General features: G+C 32.2%; 14 protein-coding genes. 10 read left to right on the plus strand and 4 right to left on the minus strand.

The features are described 5' to 3' along the window. Nucleotides 1-91: 91 nt before the first annotated feature. Both gap and pfkA read right to left on the minus strand, forming a co-directional pair. A complete protein-coding gene (gap, locus tag QO190_RS10605) occupies nucleotides 92-1,096 on the minus strand; it encodes a type I glyceraldehyde-3-phosphate dehydrogenase (RefSeq protein WP_104794269.1) in 1,005 nt (334 codons plus the stop codon). 29 nt (nucleotides 1,097-1,125) lie between these two features. Next, nucleotides 1,126-2,112, minus strand: coding sequence for a 6-phosphofructokinase (pfkA, locus tag QO190_RS10610; RefSeq protein WP_371463176.1), 987 nt, complete (start codon nucleotides 2,110-2,112; stop codon nucleotides 1,126-1,128). 110 nt (nucleotides 2,113-2,222) lie between these two features. Between pfkA and QO190_RS10615 the strand changes: the two genes are divergently transcribed. The 3 genes from QO190_RS10615 to QO190_RS10625 all read left to right on the plus strand — a co-directional run bounded on the left by QO190_RS10615 (nucleotide 2,223) and on the right by QO190_RS10625 (nucleotide 6,501). Then, the gene (locus QO190_RS10615) at nucleotides 2,223-2,576 is read left to right on the plus strand and encodes a hypothetical protein (protein WP_371463174.1); all 354 of its coding nucleotides are present in this window, start codon (nucleotides 2,223-2,225) and stop codon (nucleotides 2,574-2,576) included. Between the two features lie 79 nt (nucleotides 2,577-2,655). Beyond that, on the plus strand, nucleotides 2,656-5,025 hold the full coding sequence (locus QO190_RS10620) for a TonB-dependent receptor (RefSeq protein ID WP_371463172.1): 2,370 nt from the start codon (nucleotides 2,656-2,658) through the stop codon (nucleotides 5,023-5,025). A gap of 141 nt (nucleotides 5,026-5,166) precedes the next feature. Continuing rightward, nucleotides 5,167-6,501, plus strand: a complete 1,335-nt coding sequence (locus QO190_RS10625) for a trigger factor (RefSeq protein ID WP_371463170.1) — start codon at nucleotides 5,167-5,169, stop codon at nucleotides 6,499-6,501. 68 nt (nucleotides 6,502-6,569) lie between these two features. On the opposite strand, the gene QO190_RS10630 is transcribed toward QO190_RS10625, so the two are convergent. Both QO190_RS10630 and QO190_RS10635 read right to left on the minus strand, forming a co-directional pair. Beyond that, nucleotides 6,570-7,310, minus strand: a complete 741-nt coding sequence (locus QO190_RS10630) for a DUF6261 family protein (RefSeq protein WP_371463168.1) — start codon at nucleotides 7,308-7,310, stop codon at nucleotides 6,570-6,572. A 304-nt stretch (nucleotides 7,311-7,614) separates the two neighbouring features. Next, entirely contained in the window at nucleotides 7,615-7,845 is a 231-nt protein-coding gene (locus tag QO190_RS10635) for a helix-turn-helix domain-containing protein (RefSeq protein WP_371463166.1), read from the minus strand. Between the two features lie 379 nt (nucleotides 7,846-8,224). Here QO190_RS10635 and QO190_RS10640 point away from each other — a divergent pair, with 379 nt between their 5' ends. From QO190_RS10640 to QO190_RS10670, 7 genes are all read left to right on the plus strand, one after another. Beyond that, nucleotides 8,225-8,386 (plus strand): hypothetical protein, encoded by a 162-nt coding sequence (locus tag QO190_RS10640; RefSeq protein ID WP_371463164.1) that lies wholly within the window; start codon nucleotides 8,225-8,227, stop codon nucleotides 8,384-8,386. A 26-nt stretch (nucleotides 8,387-8,412) separates the two neighbouring features. After that, nucleotides 8,413-8,613 (plus strand): hypothetical protein, encoded by a 201-nt coding sequence (locus QO190_RS10645; protein WP_371463162.1) that lies wholly within the window; start codon nucleotides 8,413-8,415, stop codon nucleotides 8,611-8,613. 80 nt (nucleotides 8,614-8,693) lie between these two features. Next, nucleotides 8,694-8,999 carry a hypothetical protein gene (locus QO190_RS10650; RefSeq protein ID WP_371463161.1) on the plus strand — a complete coding sequence of 102 codons (306 nt, stop codon included), beginning with the start codon at nucleotides 8,694-8,696 and terminating at the stop codon, nucleotides 8,997-8,999. 137 nt (nucleotides 9,000-9,136) lie between these two features. Beyond that, nucleotides 9,137-9,637 (plus strand): hypothetical protein, encoded by a 501-nt coding sequence (locus QO190_RS10655; protein ID WP_371463160.1) that lies wholly within the window; start codon nucleotides 9,137-9,139, stop codon nucleotides 9,635-9,637. Nucleotides 9,638-9,738: 101 nt separating this feature from the next. Further along, complete coding sequence (locus QO190_RS10660; protein WP_371463159.1) at nucleotides 9,739-10,260, plus strand: peroxiredoxin family protein; 522 nt, start codon at nucleotides 9,739-9,741, stop codon at nucleotides 10,258-10,260. Beyond that, nucleotides 10,247-12,346: a peptidase domain-containing ABC transporter gene (locus QO190_RS10665; protein WP_371463157.1), complete on the plus strand. Its 2,100-nt coding sequence runs from the start codon at nucleotides 10,247-10,249 to the stop codon at nucleotides 12,344-12,346. The genes QO190_RS10660 and QO190_RS10665 overlap by 14 nt, the downstream gene beginning before the upstream one ends. Nucleotides 12,347-12,456: 110 nt before the next feature. Continuing rightward, nucleotides 12,457-15,873 (plus strand): M16 family metallopeptidase, encoded by a 3,417-nt coding sequence (locus QO190_RS10670; RefSeq protein WP_371463155.1) that lies wholly within the window; start codon nucleotides 12,457-12,459, stop codon nucleotides 15,871-15,873. Nucleotides 15,874-15,939: the final 66 nt, after the last annotated feature.

A 15,939-nucleotide genomic window follows, 5' to 3' on the forward strand; every position in this document is an offset into this window, starting at 1 on the left:
AAGCAAAAACGTTTTTACTTTGGTTTAATTATTTATTTTTGTCCTATAATCTGTATCGGTTTTTTAGGACTAGTCAATTATTTCTTTCTGATTATAAAGAAGCAGAGTGTAATAATAAATCTGTTAACTTGTTAGAGTAACCAGTTTCGTTATCATACCAAGAAACTAATTTTACGAAGTTTGGTGATAACATGATACCAGCATCTTTGTCAAAGATAGAAGTTCTCTTATCTCCTACGAAATCTTGAGAAACTACTAAATCTTCAGTGTAACCTAAGATTCCTTTTAATTCGCCTTCAGAAGCAGCTTTCATAGCAGCGCAAATTTCTTCGTAAGAAGTTGCTTTTTCTAATCTTACCGTTAAATCTACTACAGAAACGTCAGCAGTTGGTACTCTGAAAGACATACCTGTTAATTTTCCGTTTAATGAAGGAATTACTTTACCTACCGCTTTAGCAGCACCAGTAGAAGAAGGGATAATGTTTAATAATGCACTTCTACCACCTCTCCAGTCTTTCATAGATGGACCATCTACAGTTCTTTGAGTAGCTGTAGTAGCGTGTACAGTTGTCATAAGACCTTCTACGATTCCGAAGTTTTCGTGAACTACTTTTGCTAAAGGAGCAAGACAGTTGGTAGTACAAGAAGCGTTAGAGAAAATTTGTAAATCAGCAGGTAATTCTTTGTGGTTTACTCCCATTACAAACATTGGAGTGTCATCTTTAGATGGAGCAGAAAGAACTACTTTTTTAGCACCTGCATTAATGTGAGCAGAAGCTGTACCTTTATCTAAGAAAAGTCCTGTAGATTCTACGATGTAATCTGCACCTACTTCGTTCCATTTTAAATTATTAGGGTCTCTTTCAGAAGTGATTCTGATTGTTTTTCCGTTTACTACTAAGTTATTTCCTTCTACTCTTACTTCTCCATTAAATTTGCCGTGAACAGAATCATACTTCATCATGTAAGCCATGTATTCTGCGTTGATAAGGTCATTAATCCCTACGATTTCAATGTTATCTCTTTCTAACATTGCATTGAAAACTAGACTTCCAATTCTACCGAATCCGTTGATTCCTACTTTAATTGTTGACATATTTTTTGTTTTTAGTTGTTTAAATTAATTTACATTGCCAAGATTTCTGCAATCTGGAGTAAATCTTGATTGATTTCATTATGCTTTTTAATCGCATCTTCTATTGGCGTAAAAACTAAATCGTTTGATCTAATTCCTGCCATTACATTCGTTAATCCTTTCATAAGGCCTACCACAGCTCCATATCCCATTCTACTTGCCAAAACTCTGTCTGCACAACTTGGTGCTCCACCTCTTTGGATGTGTCCTAGAATAGAAACTCTAATATCATAATCAGGGAATCTTTGTTTAGTTTGTTCGGCTAATTCATAAGTAGAAGCTAATCTCTCACCTTCAGCTACAATAACAATACTAGACGTTTTTCCTCTTTTTTGTGCTTTTTCGAAAGTTTCGAACAAATCTTCTAAACTGTCTTTTTTCTCAGGAATAAGAATGTCTAATGCTCCAGAAGCAATACCACTATTCAAAGCGATAAAACCAGCATCTCTTCCCATTACTTCGATGAAAAACACTCTATTATGAGAGGTAGCAGTATCTCTAATTTTGTCAATGGCTTCCATTGCAGTATTCAGTGCAGTATCATAACCGATGGTAAAGTCTGTACCGAAGATATCATTATCAATCGTTCCTGGAACACCAATTACTTTTACGCCAAATTCTTCTGCGAAAATTTTAGCTCCTGTAAATGTTCCGTCTCCACCAATACATACTAAAGCGTCAATACCATTTTTTTGGCATTGCTCGAAAGCTTTTTGTCTACCTTCCTCGGTTCTGAATTCTTTAGAACGAGCCGAACGAAGGATAGTTCCTCCTAAATTAATGATATTGCTTACAGAACGAGGTCCCATTTTGGTAAAATTACCTTCTATAAGACCACTATAGCCTCCTCTTACTCCTACACATTCTATTTTATGGTAGTTAGCAGTTCTTACCACTGCTCTAATTGCTGCATTCATTCCCGGTGCGTCTCCACCCGAAGTAAGCACCGCGATTTTTTTCAAACTTGCGTTACCCATAGTGTTTTAATTTGACATGCAAATTTACAAAATAATACAAAACGGGATACCATGTTTTTGGTCATATTTGATTTTTTGGCTATTAATAAAATATTGCTATTTTTGCAGGAATGAACAAAAAATTACATTCAAACAGAAGGTTTCTGGCATCACTTTTTGCAAGTGTATATCTGTTTGCTGTAGTGTTTTCGGGGTTTTTCCATACTCACACCAATAATTTCAAAGAAGATTTACTGTCTTTTAGCAAGATACCAGTTTCTGAAAAAATTGTAAATTTTGGTGGAGTAGATGATTGTTTCTCTTCACACTTTTTTAATGCTGGGGTAGGAATTTTAGATGCCGATGCAAATTTTCTGTTCATTATTTCTAAAAAATTTACGCTTAAAAATTTCCAATATCACTTTACTGTACCTACAGAAAAAGTAGTATTCTTCTCATTACGGGCGCCACCAGTTTTCATTTAGATTTTTTACGACTTGCGATGCTATTTTTAGAAGTTCGCAAATTTCTTTATTATTTCAATTTTAACAAAAATTAATCTAAATGTTAATCAAAAAAATATATTTTTTTGTTGCAATGTTTCTTGCAACACAGTTGGTAATGGCGCAATATAAATTAAGTGGAAAAATCACTGATTTTGATACTAAAGAGCCTGTAAAAAATGCTTCTGTTTATCTGGTAGACCTTAAAAAAAGTACCGTTTCAGACCAAAATGGTAATTACACTTTCCAAAACTTAAAATCTGGAAAATATTTCGTAGAAATTACAGGTGACAACTATACTTCGTTATTGGTTTCCATAGAAGTCAATCAAGATGCGGTTTCTGATTTTACTCTTCAAAAATCTGCAAAAGAAATAGATGAGGTGGTGGTAACTGCAGTTACCAGAGCTTCGGAACTGAAAAAGATTCCAGTAGTCATTAAATCTGTAGATAAAAATATCATCAACCAAAACGCTTCCACTAATTTAATTGATGGATTGAAAAATATTCCGGGAGTTAATCAAATTACTTCTGGGGCGGCGATTTCTAAACCTGTAATTAGAGGTTTAGGTTACAATAGAGTGATTACATTGGTAGATGGAATTAAGCAAGAAGGTCAACAATGGGGTGGAGAACACGGAATAGAAATCGATGAATTTTCGGTGGGGAAAGTAGAAATTGTAAAAGGGCCAGGAAGTTTAATGTACGGTTCAGACGGAATTGCGGGCGTACTGAATTTTATTTCTCCAAAAGTAGCTGCAAATGGTAAAATCGAAAATCAATTGATTACCAATTATCAAACGAATAACAACTTAATTGCGACTTCTTTTTCGAATAAAGGAAACAAAAACGGTTTCGTTTGGGAAGGTAGATTGACCAATAAATTGGCTGGAAATTATGAAAATAAATATGATGGAAAAGTCTTGAACTCTGGTTTTAAAGAATTTGATGGCAACTTAATGTTAGGAATCAATAAAAACTGGGGACATTCTTATTTCAACGTAAGTTCTTATAACACTACTTTGAATATTGTAGAAGGAGAAAGAGATGCTGATGGGAAATTCACGTTCATCAATGGCGATGGTGACGATGTTACCGCAACTGACGAAGATTACAAAGGCTATAAAGTAGGATTTCCGCATCAAGAAATCAATCACTTGAGATTAACTTCAAATAATTATTTCTTATTGAATAACGGAACCATCAATGCTGATTTTGCTTTTCAAAATAATAAAAGAAAAGAATTTGCAGACGCAACTAACCCTGATGAAAAAGAATTGTTCTTTGATTTGAATACTTTCAATTATAACGTAAGATATAACGTGAAAGAAACCAATAATTGGGAAACTTCTTTCGGAATTGGTGGGATGCAACAATCGAACACCAATAAAGGAGAAGAAGCGCTTATTCCTGATTATCAATTTTTCGATGCAGGAGCGTTTGTTTTCACACAAAAAACTTTTAACAAAAATCTGACTTTAGCGGGAGGATTGAGATTTGACAATAGAAATGTAGATGCTCAAGAAATGCTGGAAGATGCCGATGTGAAATTTGCTCAATTCAATAAAAATTACAGCGGAATTTCTGGAAGTTTAGGTTTGTCTTATCAATTAGACAAGCAATCTACCATTAAATTAAATCTTTCTAGAGGTTTCAGAGCGCCGAATATTGCAGAACTTTCTTCTAACGGAATTCACGAAGGAACTTTCAGATACGAAATTGGTGACATCAACCTGAAATCGGAAATCAGTCACCAAATTGATGCGGCATATTTCTTAAATTCAGACCACATTAGTTTTGAATTTACACCGTTTGTCAACTTCATTTCTAATTATATCTATACCGAAAAAATGCAAGATGCAAACGGAAATGATGTAATTATTGACCCAAATGATCCAGTTCCTGCATTTAGATTTACTCAAGGAAACGCTCAGCTTTTCGGTGGAGAGATTTTCTTAGATTTTCACCCGCATCCATTTGATTGGTTGCATGTAGAAAATTCATTTTCTTATGTAAGAGCTACGCAGAATAATCGTCCAGAAAATGAAAAATTCTTGCCATTTATTCCAGCGCCAAAATATCGTGGAGAAATTAAAACCAATTTCGAGAAGGTGAATAATACTTTTTCTGATTTTTATGCTAAATTTTCAGTAGACCATTATTTCAAACAAAATAATATTTACAGCGCTTTTGATACCGAGACAACTACTCCTGCTTACACACTTTTGAGTGTAGGAATTGGTGCAGACATTAAAGCATTTGGTAAAAAAGATTTTTTCAATGTTTTCATTAGTGGAGAAAACTTAACAGATGTAGCGTATCAGAACCATTTGAGCAGATTAAAATATGCTCCAGAAAACCCTGCAACAGGCAGAATAGGTGTTTACAATATGGGCAGAAATTTCAGTCTGAAATTGATGATGAATTTCTAAAAATCTAAGAAAATTACTTACTTGAGATGATAAAATTCTCGGTAAAGCGAATGGACTTTTTATAAGGAAAATTTACCTATAAAAAATGCTTTCTGTTTTCATAAAAAAACACTATTTTTGCAACTCAAAATTTTTAACAAGATGAATGTTACAAGAACCAATCATGACGAAGTAAGTGCTTTGCTTACAGTAACTTTAAATAAATCTGATTACAAAGATAAAGTTGAAAAACAACTGATCAATTATGCTAAAAATGCTACTGTTCCTGGTTTTAGAAAAGGAAAAGTTCCATTGAGCATGGTGAGAAAACAATTTGAAGCAGGTATTGCTTTTGAAGAAATTAACAAACAAATTTCTGAAGCGTTAAACAACTATGTAAACGAAAACAATTTAAGATTAGTTGGTCAGCCAGTTCCAGTTCCTATGAACGAACTAGATTACAATGCAGAAGAAGTTTCTGTAGGTTTCGAAGTTGGTTTTGAGCCAGATTTTACTATTGATTTATCTTCTTACGAAGCTCCTCACTACAAAGTAGAAGCTACTGATAAAGAAATCAACCAAAGCATCGAAAACATGCAAAAAAGATTTGCAGACAAAGATGCTCAAGATAAAGCGACTAAAGATTCTTATGTAGCACTTTCTATCGCACAAGTAGTAGAAGCTGATGCAGAAGGAGAGCACAATCATCCACCGAAAAATGTAGTTGTTTCTGCTGAGCAAAAAGAAGCTTTCGGTTTGGTAAAATCTCACAAAGTAGGTGATGTAGTGAAGTTAACTAAAACTCAGTTAACGGAAAACGAAACTTTGGCTAAAGATTTAAATTACAACGAGCATGAACTAGGTCACATTCATCACGAAGATTTAGAAGCTACTGTTACAGAAATCTATAAATTAAACTTAGCACCACTAGATCAAGAATTATTTGATAAAGTGTATGGTGAAGGAAACATTAATTCTGAAGAAGAATTAAAAGCAAGAGTAAAAACTGAATTAGACGAATATTTCCAACAAAATGCAGATATTCACTTTGTGAATAAAGTATTAGAAAACGTTTCTGAAAAAACTGAAGTTCAGCTACCAGAAGCATTCTTAGTGAAATGGTTACTATTCTCTAACCCAAACATCACTTCTGAAGAACAAGCTAAAGAAATTCTAGAAGCAGAAAAATCTATCATCAAAAATCAAATCATCGAAGGAAAATTATTCCAAGATTATGACGTAAAAGTAGATTATACAGATGTTTTAGCTCAAGCTGAAGTTTTAGTAAATAACCAATTAGCAATGTACGGAATCCACAATCTTCCACAAGAAGAAGTACAGAAATATGCGGTAGAAATGCTAAAACAAGAAGAGCAAGTAAGACAAATTTCTCAAGAAGTTGCTATGGGTAAACTAAAAGATGTAATCCTAGAAAAAGCAAGCAAAAAAGAAACTAAAATTACACACGAAGAATTTTTAGCAGAATTACAAAAATAATTTTCTAGAAATTTCTTAGAAATATAAATCCGTCTCGAATTTCGAGACGGATTTTTTATTTTATCATTTTATTTAGATGGAGTTTCTATAATGGTACTAGTTCTACGGGCTAATACATCTGAAAAATATTTCCTACTATTATTAATCACAGTTAATACTTCTTTATAAAAAGGGTCAGTTTTTACATTTGCTAATGCCACAATATAGTTTGCTAGAGTATTGTAATCAGCAGTCATTATTTTTCTTAGTGTTTTTACATCATAAGTTTCTTTTTGCGAAGTTTGATAAGAGCGATGCGCAAATAAATCATTAAAAGCGGTATTAGAAGTAGATAATTGTGTTATAAATTTACTAATTCCTAAAGCAGTGATATGAGCAGTATAGTCTGTAGATTGTAATTTAGTAACTAGAGTGTTTATTTTAATGGTTTCTTCTTCATACGCATTGTTTTCTACCCCTTTGTATTGGTCTAGAACTATTTTAATAGCAGTGTAAGCATTTTTCTCGGTTTCATTTTTTGCATTTCTATAAGGTTTTATGCTGTCTTTCAGGGCTTGTATGTCAGCATCTCTATTACGGTCTGCTTCAGCTATTTTTTTAGATTCTTCACTGGCACGTATTTGTTCTAATGCCTTATTATAAGTAGTGATTTTAGATTGTAGTGCATCAAACATTGTTTTGAAATCTGCATCAAAAGCGATGTCTAAACTGGTTTTATCAAAATCTTCATAAAGACGAATGATAAATTGCCCAAACTCTGCATGGTGCAATCCTTGAGTGTAAAGTGAGGTTAATTTTAGTTTTTCCATAATAATGGTTTTTAGATTTTAATATTTAAGATGGGTTATTTTTAATGGATTTTCGTTTTCCCAAGTTGGGATACTAAGATTCACTTTGGGTTTTACTCATCCCAATTTGGGACGGAGCAAAATAAAACAGATTGTAGAAATCCCAAATCAGGAAGTATGGTTATGATTTTGGTTGAAGATTTCCTAAGTTGGGAAGGTGTAAACCTCTTTTAGGCGGAGATTTTGTAAGGTGTTTTTCATAAAATGGTTTTAGTTTTATTTGTTTTTGTGTGTACGATAGCAGCGTATAGATGTTTATTGCCAATTAGTGTTCTATTTCTACAGCGTCTGTATTCTCAAAAAAATCATCAAGGTTTATGTCTATATTTTTACAGAATTTTAGAACCAATTTCATTTCTATTTTTTTGAGTCTCCCGTTTTCTATTTTAGAGAGTTTACTTTGGGAAATGTCTAAGAGATTGGCTAACTGCTCTTGCGATAGATTTTTTTCTTCTCTTAATTTTTTAATTTTGAATCCTATGTCTAAGTTTTCCACGGTATATATTAGTTTTGATGAAAACAAATTTAATAAATAGGGACTGAAAAATAGTATAATATACTTAGGAAAATACGATTATTCCAAATTAGAATAATTGGATATGATGAAAAATAAAAAATAAAACTGCATTATTTTTTTAGCATATTAAGGCGTAATTAATCATTAGGTGAATTGTTCATAAAAAATGGGGGGGGGGAGGTTGATAATTCATTAATCAAAAATGGATTGTATTATTTTTTATTTTATTCCAAAAGGAATAGGTGGTATAGATTTTTCTACACAAATTTGTCTCACGTTTTTGCAAAAACAAAAAGAAAATCAAAAAAATTATTAACTTTAAATTTCAAAAAAAATGAAAAAATTAGAAATTTCGCAAATGGAAAATTTGCAGGGAGAAGGAGAAGGTAAATCCTGGCTAGATGGTGCGCTTTGTGCAGGGGCTATATTTGCAGGAGCTGCTGCATTATATGGAACTGGTGGTTTAGGAGCAGCTATTACTTGTAATATATTAGCAGCTGGTTGCGGAGCATTAATGTAAGTTTAACAATTATCAATTTAAAAGTTATGAAAAAAATTAATTTTAATGAAATGAGTAAGGTGAATGGTGGTGCAAACATTGTTGCATGGATTGGTGGTGCTTGTACAGTAGTTGCGGCTAATGCTTATTGGTCTTGGGCAGCAGGGCCAGCAGTGTGGGTTGCTGATGGTTTTTGTCTTGGTGCGGCCGCTGGAGCTGGATTAAGCTCAATAGTTAATAACTGGTAAATCTATTTCAATTAGTAACTTGTTTTTGTGTGTATCATTGCTATTACAAAAACAAGTTTTCTTTTAATAAATATTAAATTATGTTAAAAAAAGTTCTAAAAAATATAGGATTAGTGTTTTTGGTTTCATATGTTTTTTGTTTTTTAATGGAATATCAACCAAAATATAATATATTTTTATTGGCCTTTAGTTTTGTTTTTATAATAACTTCTGAACTTATAGATTCTAATAAAAAAAATATTAATAATGAAATCTTGAGCGAAAATATAGGTAGTAAAGAAAAAGAAAATGAGAAGAAAAAGAAAATTAAGATACTTGTAGTTTCAGCTTTCTTTACTTTTATATTATCTTATTTGATATTTCATCATTACAATATTTTGAAATGAGAAATTTTCTAATATTTCTCTTGATTATCCTAATATATAGCTTACTTATTTTTTTAGATACCCATTTTATCCATACTGAAACTAAAATCTTTGATTTCCTAGCAAAAGACTACCCAAGTTCAGTAGTACAAAACTATATGGAGAGCCAGAAAAAATGGTGGTGGGTTTCTTATGCAGTAACGCCGGTGCTAATTGGCATAAAGGTGTTGCTGGTAGCGTTCTGTCTAAATTTTGTAAAGATTATTAGTGAGAAGCTAGAAAATGTAAAGTTTAGAGATATACTTACGGTAGTTTTAATTGCAGAGTTTGTATTTATTATAGCAGGGTTTTATAAGTTTTTTAATTTCTACCTTATAGATACAGATTACACCCTAGAGACCCTACAAACGTATTATCCACTTTCGCTTATTAACTATAAAGAAGCCATATCTACGGAAAAATGGTTGGCTTATCCATTGCAATTGGTAAATGTTTTTGAGCTGATGTATTGGGGTGTTTTAGCTTGGGGTATTTGGCAATTGGCAGATAACAAGATTTCTTATCTTAGATCTTTTGGCTATGTTGCACTTACTTATGGTATAGGATTACTGTTTTGGGTAGGTGTGGTGTGTTTTTTAATCCTAAGTGTGTCTTATTAAATTCTAAAAAATTATCACATAGTTTGTCATTCTGAAAGAACCTAAACAATATAATAGAGATGCTTTCAGCATGACAAATTGTATGTATAACCGTATAGATTATGAAAAACAAAACTTTAAAAATATTAGCTATTACCATTCCTATAGTATTAATAGGAGTAATGATTTACCTTTTTACCAATTATCAAAGCAAAAAGGCAAAAGTAGAAGCACTGCAAAGTATTCCTACTTTTTCTGTAAAAGATATTAATGGGGTTAAAATTACCAATGAAGATTTACAAGAAGGCGATAAGCTTTTGGTATATTTCAATTCAGAATGCCATTTTTGTCAGGCAGAGATGCAAGAACTTTCTACTATTAATAATCAACATCTAGATATGCAATGGATTATGTTTAGTAGTCAAAGTATTAAAGAAATTAAAATCTTTGCAACAAAATACAATCTACAAAATGCGGAGAATATCAAATGGTGTACAGACCCTAAAGCAGAAGTTTACACAAAATTTGCAATGACGGGGATTCCTTATTTTCTTGGATATAATAAAGACAATAAATTGGTACACCGCAGTACAGGTGCTATAAAAATAGAGAAAGTTTTAAAAGATTTTAATGAAGGTAAATAAATTAATCAAAAAAACTTTTTCTCTTCAAAAAGATTTAACAGATTGTGGAGTTGGTTGTCTGCAATCTTTAGTTAGATATTATGGCGGATATATTTCATTAGAAGCGTTAAGAGAAAAAAGCGGAACCAGCAAAACAGGAACTACCCTTTTAGGTTTATACCAATGTGCTAAAGCTATTGGTTTTGATGCTGACGGCTGCGAGGCAGATGTAAACGCCCTAATAGAGCACAGAGAACCTGTAATTTTACATGTTATAATAGGTCAAAAATACGAACATTATGTCATCTGCTATTCTTATAATCATCATGGAGATTCTAAATTTCTTATTGGAGATCCTGCCAAAGGTTTAGAATATTGGAGCAAAGAAGAATTAGAAAAAGTTTGGGTTTCTAAAACCTGTCTTACTTTAAAACCAAACGAACATTTCGAGAAAAAAGAAAAAACCAATTCAGAGAAAAAACAATGGTTGATTAATTTAGTAAAAGAAGACCAAGAGTCTATTTATACCATTATAGTTTTAGGCGTAGTATTTACTTTATTGGGGATGTCTATGTCTATTTTCTCGCAAAAATTAATAGATGATATTTTACCCAAAAAGAAACTGAATGTGCTATTATTAAGTATTGGCTTTTTAAGTTTTCTTTTATTTGCTAGAGTAATTATACAGGCTTTAAGAGAGTTTTACATTATAAAACAAAGCAAGGAATTTAACCAAAGGATTAACAAAAATTTCTTTTATTCTTTATTGCATCTACCCAAAATGTTTTTTGACACCAGAAAAATTGGTGACTTTGTGGCAAGACTTAATGATACCCAAAGAATACAAGCTGTAATAAAGCATTTAATTACCAATACTGCGGTAGATATTTTAGGGGTATTCATTTCTATTGGTTTTTTATTTTATTATTCCTGGAAATTAGCAATAGTATGTTTGGTAGTTTCACCTGTTGTTTTTTACATTATTTTTAGATTTAATAAACAAATTATTGAATCTCAAAAAAATGTAATGCAATCTTATAGTATTAATGAAGCAAACTATATTGACAGCATAAGGGGAATAGATGTAATAAAAGGTTTTGGCAAACAAGATTTATTCTTAAAAAGAAATATTTTAATCTTTGGAAATTTTCAAACCAAAATATTTGAATTAGGGAGGCTGAATCTTAAAATTGCACTTTACTCTGGTTTGGCTTTAGTTGTTTTTCTCATTGCCATTCTTGGCTTTTCTTCATATAATGTGCTAAATAATGAAATAAAAGTAGGAGAATTAATGGCAATTATTGGTATTGCAAGTTCTTTACTTTCTTCCATTACTAATCTGGCATTAGTAAGTATTCCTATTCAGGAAGCTAAAGTAGCTTTTGATAGAATGTTTGAATACTCTTCAATCCCGAAAGAAAAAACAGAAGGTTTAGAGGTTTCAGATATTGCAAGAATAGAAGTTAAGAATCTAGATTTTAGATTTAACGGAAGAAGTAAACTACTAAATGATGTTTCATTGAAACTAGAAAAAGGTAAAATTACTTGCCTCCTCGGTGAAAGTGGAAGTGGTAAAACTACTTTTGCGGAAATTTTACAGAAGAATTATATTCAAGAAAAAGGAGAGATAACAATCAATACAAGTATTAATTTAAATGAAATATCTATTTCTAATTGGAGAAAACACATTTCAGTTGTACCACAGAATATTCAATTATTTAATGGAACAGTTTTAGAAAATATTATCTTAGATGAGCATTTGGATGAACAAAAACTTCAAAGTGTTATTAACTTAGGTTTTGAGAAATTCATTAACTCTCTTCCTCAAAATATTTTAACTATTGTAGGTGAAGAAGGTGTAAATCTTTCAGGCGGGCAAAAACAATTGCTTGGGTGGATGAGAGCTTTATATCATAGCCCTCAATTTTTAATTTTAGATGAACCTACTTCTTCTCTAGATAAAGAGAACAGAGATTTTATTTACAAACTGATTGATAAATTAAAGGATACAACTATAATTTTTATCATTAGTCATCATTTAGAGGATTTGAAAAATATTTCTACTGATATTTATTTGCTTAAGGATACAAGATTAAAAATTATTTAAATGATATTTATTAATTTTTTTAACACAGATTTAACTGATTTTTCTTTTCTAGATAAGTTTTTTCTTTTTATTTTTATCGTATTAAATTATTATTAATCAAAATTAAAACCATGAGAAAACAATTTCTTTCTTTTGTGTTGTCTTTCTTTTTGATTGCCAATGCATTTGCTCAGAACATTCCTCTTGATCCTAGCGTCAGAACGGGCACACTTTCTAACGGGATGAAGTATTACATCAAGAAAAACGTAAAACCAGAAAAAAAAGTAGAATTCCGTTTAGCGATTAATGCGGGTTCTATCAATGAAGACGATGACCAGAGAGGTCTTGCTCACTTCATGGAGCACATGAATTTCAACGGAACTAAGAATTTTCCAGAGAATAAATTGGTAGATTTTCTACAATCTATCGGGATTAAATTCGGGCAACACCTTAATGCGTATACCAGTTTTGATGAAACGGTTTATATGTTACCTGTTCCTCTTGACAAGCCAGGAAACCTAGATTCAGGGCTTAAAGTAATGGAAGATTGGGCTTTTAACGCATTACTTACCGATAAAGAAATAGAAAAAGAAAGAGGCGTAGTTTTAGAAGAATTGCGTTTAGGATTAGGAGCAGACAAAAGAATGCTAGACCAATATCTTCCTAAATTAGCGTATAATTCTAGATATGCAGACCGATTACCAATTGGTAAAAAAGAAATTCTACAAAATTTCAAACCAGATGCGTTGAGAAGATTTCACAAAGATTGGTACAGACCAGATTTAATGGCTTTGGTGGTAGTAGGAGATATTAATGTAGATGAAATGGAGCAAAAAATTAAAGCCAATTTCAGTAAATATCAAAATCCTGCAAATGCTAGAAAAAGAGTAGATTATGAGATGCCAAATCATAAAGAAACACTTATTTCTATCGCTACAGATGCAGATGCAACTTCGTCTTCGGCACAATTTTATATCAAAGATGATGGTCCTGCAAAAGCAGATGTTACCGTAAATGATTATCAAAAAAGCATTGTAGAGCAATTGGCTGCTACCATTGTGAATAACCGTTTGCAAGAATTAACCAATTCAGAGAAGCCACCATTTATTTTCGGATATGTTTCTCATAGCAATTTCTTGAGAACCAAAGATGCTTTTCAAGCATATGCGATGACCAAAGAAGGCGAACAAAAAAATGCGCTTAAAGTGCTGTTAGAAGAAGTAGAAAGAGCAAAAAGATTTGGTTTTTCTCAAAATGAATTAGACAGAGCAAAATCTGAAACCCTTTCTAACTTAGAAAAATCTTATAACAATAGAGATAAAACAGAAAGTGCAAGATTGGTAATGGAATATGTAAGAAATTTCCTTAACCAAGAGCCAATTCCTGGAATTGAATGGGAATATGAATTGCACAAAAAATATTTGCCAAGTGTGACTTTAGACCAAGTGAATAATATTCTGAAAAATTACATCAAAGATGATAACAGAGTGATTGTGGTAACTGGTCCTAATAAAGAAAATGCAGTACTTCCTACAGATGCTCAGTTATTGGCAACTGTAGATGATGTGAAAAATGCACAATTAAAACCTTACGAAGACAAAGCTGCCATTAAAACTTTGGTAGAGCCTTTTAAATCCAATGGTAAAATTGTAAAAACCGAAGCAGATGCTAAGTTGGGAACCACTACTTTTACATTAAGCAATGGTGCAAAAGTAACTTACAAAAAAACAGATTTCAAAGAAGACGAAATTGTTTTCTCAGCGATTAGTTTAGGTGGAAGTTCTTTAATTTCTAATGAAGACATCGAAAAAACACAATGGGCTTTTCCAGCGCTTTCAGAATCTGGATTCAATAAATATTCTAAAAATGATATTACCAAATTCCTTTCTGGGAAACAAGTTTCTGTAATGCCTTATGTAGGAGGAATTTCTACAGGATTCAACGGAAATTCTACCAAAAAAGATTTCGAAACGCTTTTCCAAATGATTTATGGTTATTTTACCAACCTAAATTATGACGAAGCAAGCTACAATTCTTATAAAGCGAAACAACAAGGATTTTTAGACAACCTTTTGGCAAATCCTCAAACATATTTCCAAAGCGAAGTTCAGAAATATTTGAACCAAAAAAATCCTAGATTCTTCGGAATTTTACCAGATGCTAAAGCTTGGGAAAAAACCAGCTATAAATTAGCGTACGATATTTACAAAAAATCAGTTGCTAATGCAGGAAACTTCCATTTCTATTTTGTAGGAAATGTAGACGAAAACCAAATCAAACAACTTTCTGAACAATATTTAGCAAGTTTACCTTCTACCCAAAAATCAGAAACGTATAAAGATTTAGGATACAGACCTCTTTTCAGCGCTACAGAAAAAGTGATTAAAAAAGGAAAAGATCCTAAAAGTATGGTGATGATTAGATTCAGTGGCGAAACCAAATATAATGAGCAAGAAGATCTTGCCATGAGAGCTTTAGGTGAAGTTGCAACGATTAAAATCATCGAAAAACTTCGTGAAGACGAAGGCGGAATTTACGGAGGTGGAGCAAGAGGAAGTTTAAACAAAGTTCCTTATGGAAGCTACAATTTCAGCATTAATTTCCCTTGTGGACCAGAAAATGCAGAAAAATTAACCAAAATCGCTTTGACCGAACTTCAAAAAATGATTGACAACGGGCCAGATCAAAAAGATTTAGATAAATTTAAAGAAGGAGAAGCAAATGATGATGTAACCAATATGAAAGACAATAATTATTGGCTACAAAACATCACGAGCTACCAAACTCAAGGTGGCGATAAATACAGCGTTCTTAATTATTTGACTAAAGTAAAAGCACTTACAGTAAAAGATTTACAGGCAGTTGGTAAAAAGTATTTAACCGAGAAAAACAGAATGGTATTTACTTTAATGCCAGAAGTAGAAACTCCGAAAACGGATGCTCCAAAAGCAGCAGTTTCTGCGAATGTAACGGCTCAACAAGTGATTGATAATTACGCCGCAGCTTTGGGTGGGAAATCTAAATTAGAAGCAGTAAAAACCGTGAAAACACTTTCTACGATTAAAGTAATGGGCATGGAAATGGAAGCGACTACTTTAGAAATGGCACCGAATAAATCTAAAGCGGTTCAAAAAATTATGGGACAAGAGATGGTTCAAGTTTTTGACGGCGAAAAAGGTTACATGATGCAATCTGGTCAGAGAATGGATTTACCAGCTCCTGCAATTGAAGAAGCAAAGAAAAAAAGACTATTCGAAGTGCTTTCTTATAATGCAGCAGACTTCAAAACAGTAGAAAAAGTAACGGAAGAAGGTAAAGAATTATACCTTTTAGCTGGTGCTGGTAAAAAATTATATTTTGATACCAAAACTAATTTATTGGTGAAAAGCACTTCTGACAAAGGAGATATGGTTATTCTAGATTACATGGAAGTAGACGGAATTAAGTTTCCTAAAAACTTGAAATTAGCCATGATGGGACAAAACATGGAAATGACCAATAATCAAGTTATCGTCAATAAAGAAGTGTCAGCAGAAGACTTCAAATAAAAATTAATTTCTTAGAACTAAAAATCCGTCTCGATTTTCGAGACGGATTTTATTTTAAAAATACTT

It is taken from the genome of Cloacibacterium sp. Arc13 (genome assembly GCF_041431305.1).
Classification (GTDB): Bacteria; Bacteroidota; Bacteroidia; order Flavobacteriales; family Weeksellaceae; genus Cloacibacterium; species Cloacibacterium caeni_B.

Bases quoted from the DNA above. Each gene is read 5' to 3' on its own strand.
- gap (WP_104794269.1), bottom strand. From the start codon at position 1,096: ATGTCAACAATTAAAGTAGGAATCAACGGATTCGGTAGAATTGGAAGT.
- QO190_RS10645 (WP_371463162.1), top strand. From the start codon at position 8,413: ATGAAAAAAATTAATTTTAATGAAATGAGTAAGGTGAATGGTGGTGCA.
- QO190_RS10665 (WP_371463157.1), top strand. From the start codon at position 10,247: ATGAAGGTAAATAAATTAATCAAAAAAACTTTTTCTCTTCAAAAAGAT.
- QO190_RS10650 (WP_371463161.1), top strand. From the start codon at position 8,694: ATGTTAAAAAAAGTTCTAAAAAATATAGGATTAGTGTTTTTGGTTTCA.
- QO190_RS10660 (WP_371463159.1), top strand. From the start codon at position 9,739: ATGAAAAACAAAACTTTAAAAATATTAGCTATTACCATTCCTATAGTA.
- QO190_RS10655 (WP_371463160.1), top strand. From the start codon at position 9,137: ATGGAGAGCCAGAAAAAATGGTGGTGGGTTTCTTATGCAGTAACGCCG.
- QO190_RS10670 (WP_371463155.1), top strand. From the start codon at position 12,457: ATGAGAAAACAATTTCTTTCTTTTGTGTTGTCTTTCTTTTTGATTGCC.
- pfkA (WP_371463176.1), bottom strand. From the start codon at position 2,112: ATGGGTAACGCAAGTTTGAAAAAAATCGCGGTGCTTACTTCGGGTGGA.
- QO190_RS10625 (WP_371463170.1), top strand. From the start codon at position 5,167: ATGAATGTTACAAGAACCAATCATGACGAAGTAAGTGCTTTGCTTACA.
- QO190_RS10620 (WP_371463172.1), top strand. From the start codon at position 2,656: ATGTTAATCAAAAAAATATATTTTTTTGTTGCAATGTTTCTTGCAACA.
- QO190_RS10615 (WP_371463174.1), top strand. From the start codon at position 2,223: ATGAACAAAAAATTACATTCAAACAGAAGGTTTCTGGCATCACTTTTT.
- QO190_RS10640 (WP_371463164.1), top strand. From the start codon at position 8,225: ATGGAAAATTTGCAGGGAGAAGGAGAAGGTAAATCCTGGCTAGATGGT.
- QO190_RS10630 (WP_371463168.1), bottom strand. From the start codon at position 7,310: ATGGAAAAACTAAAATTAACCTCACTTTACACTCAAGGATTGCACCAT.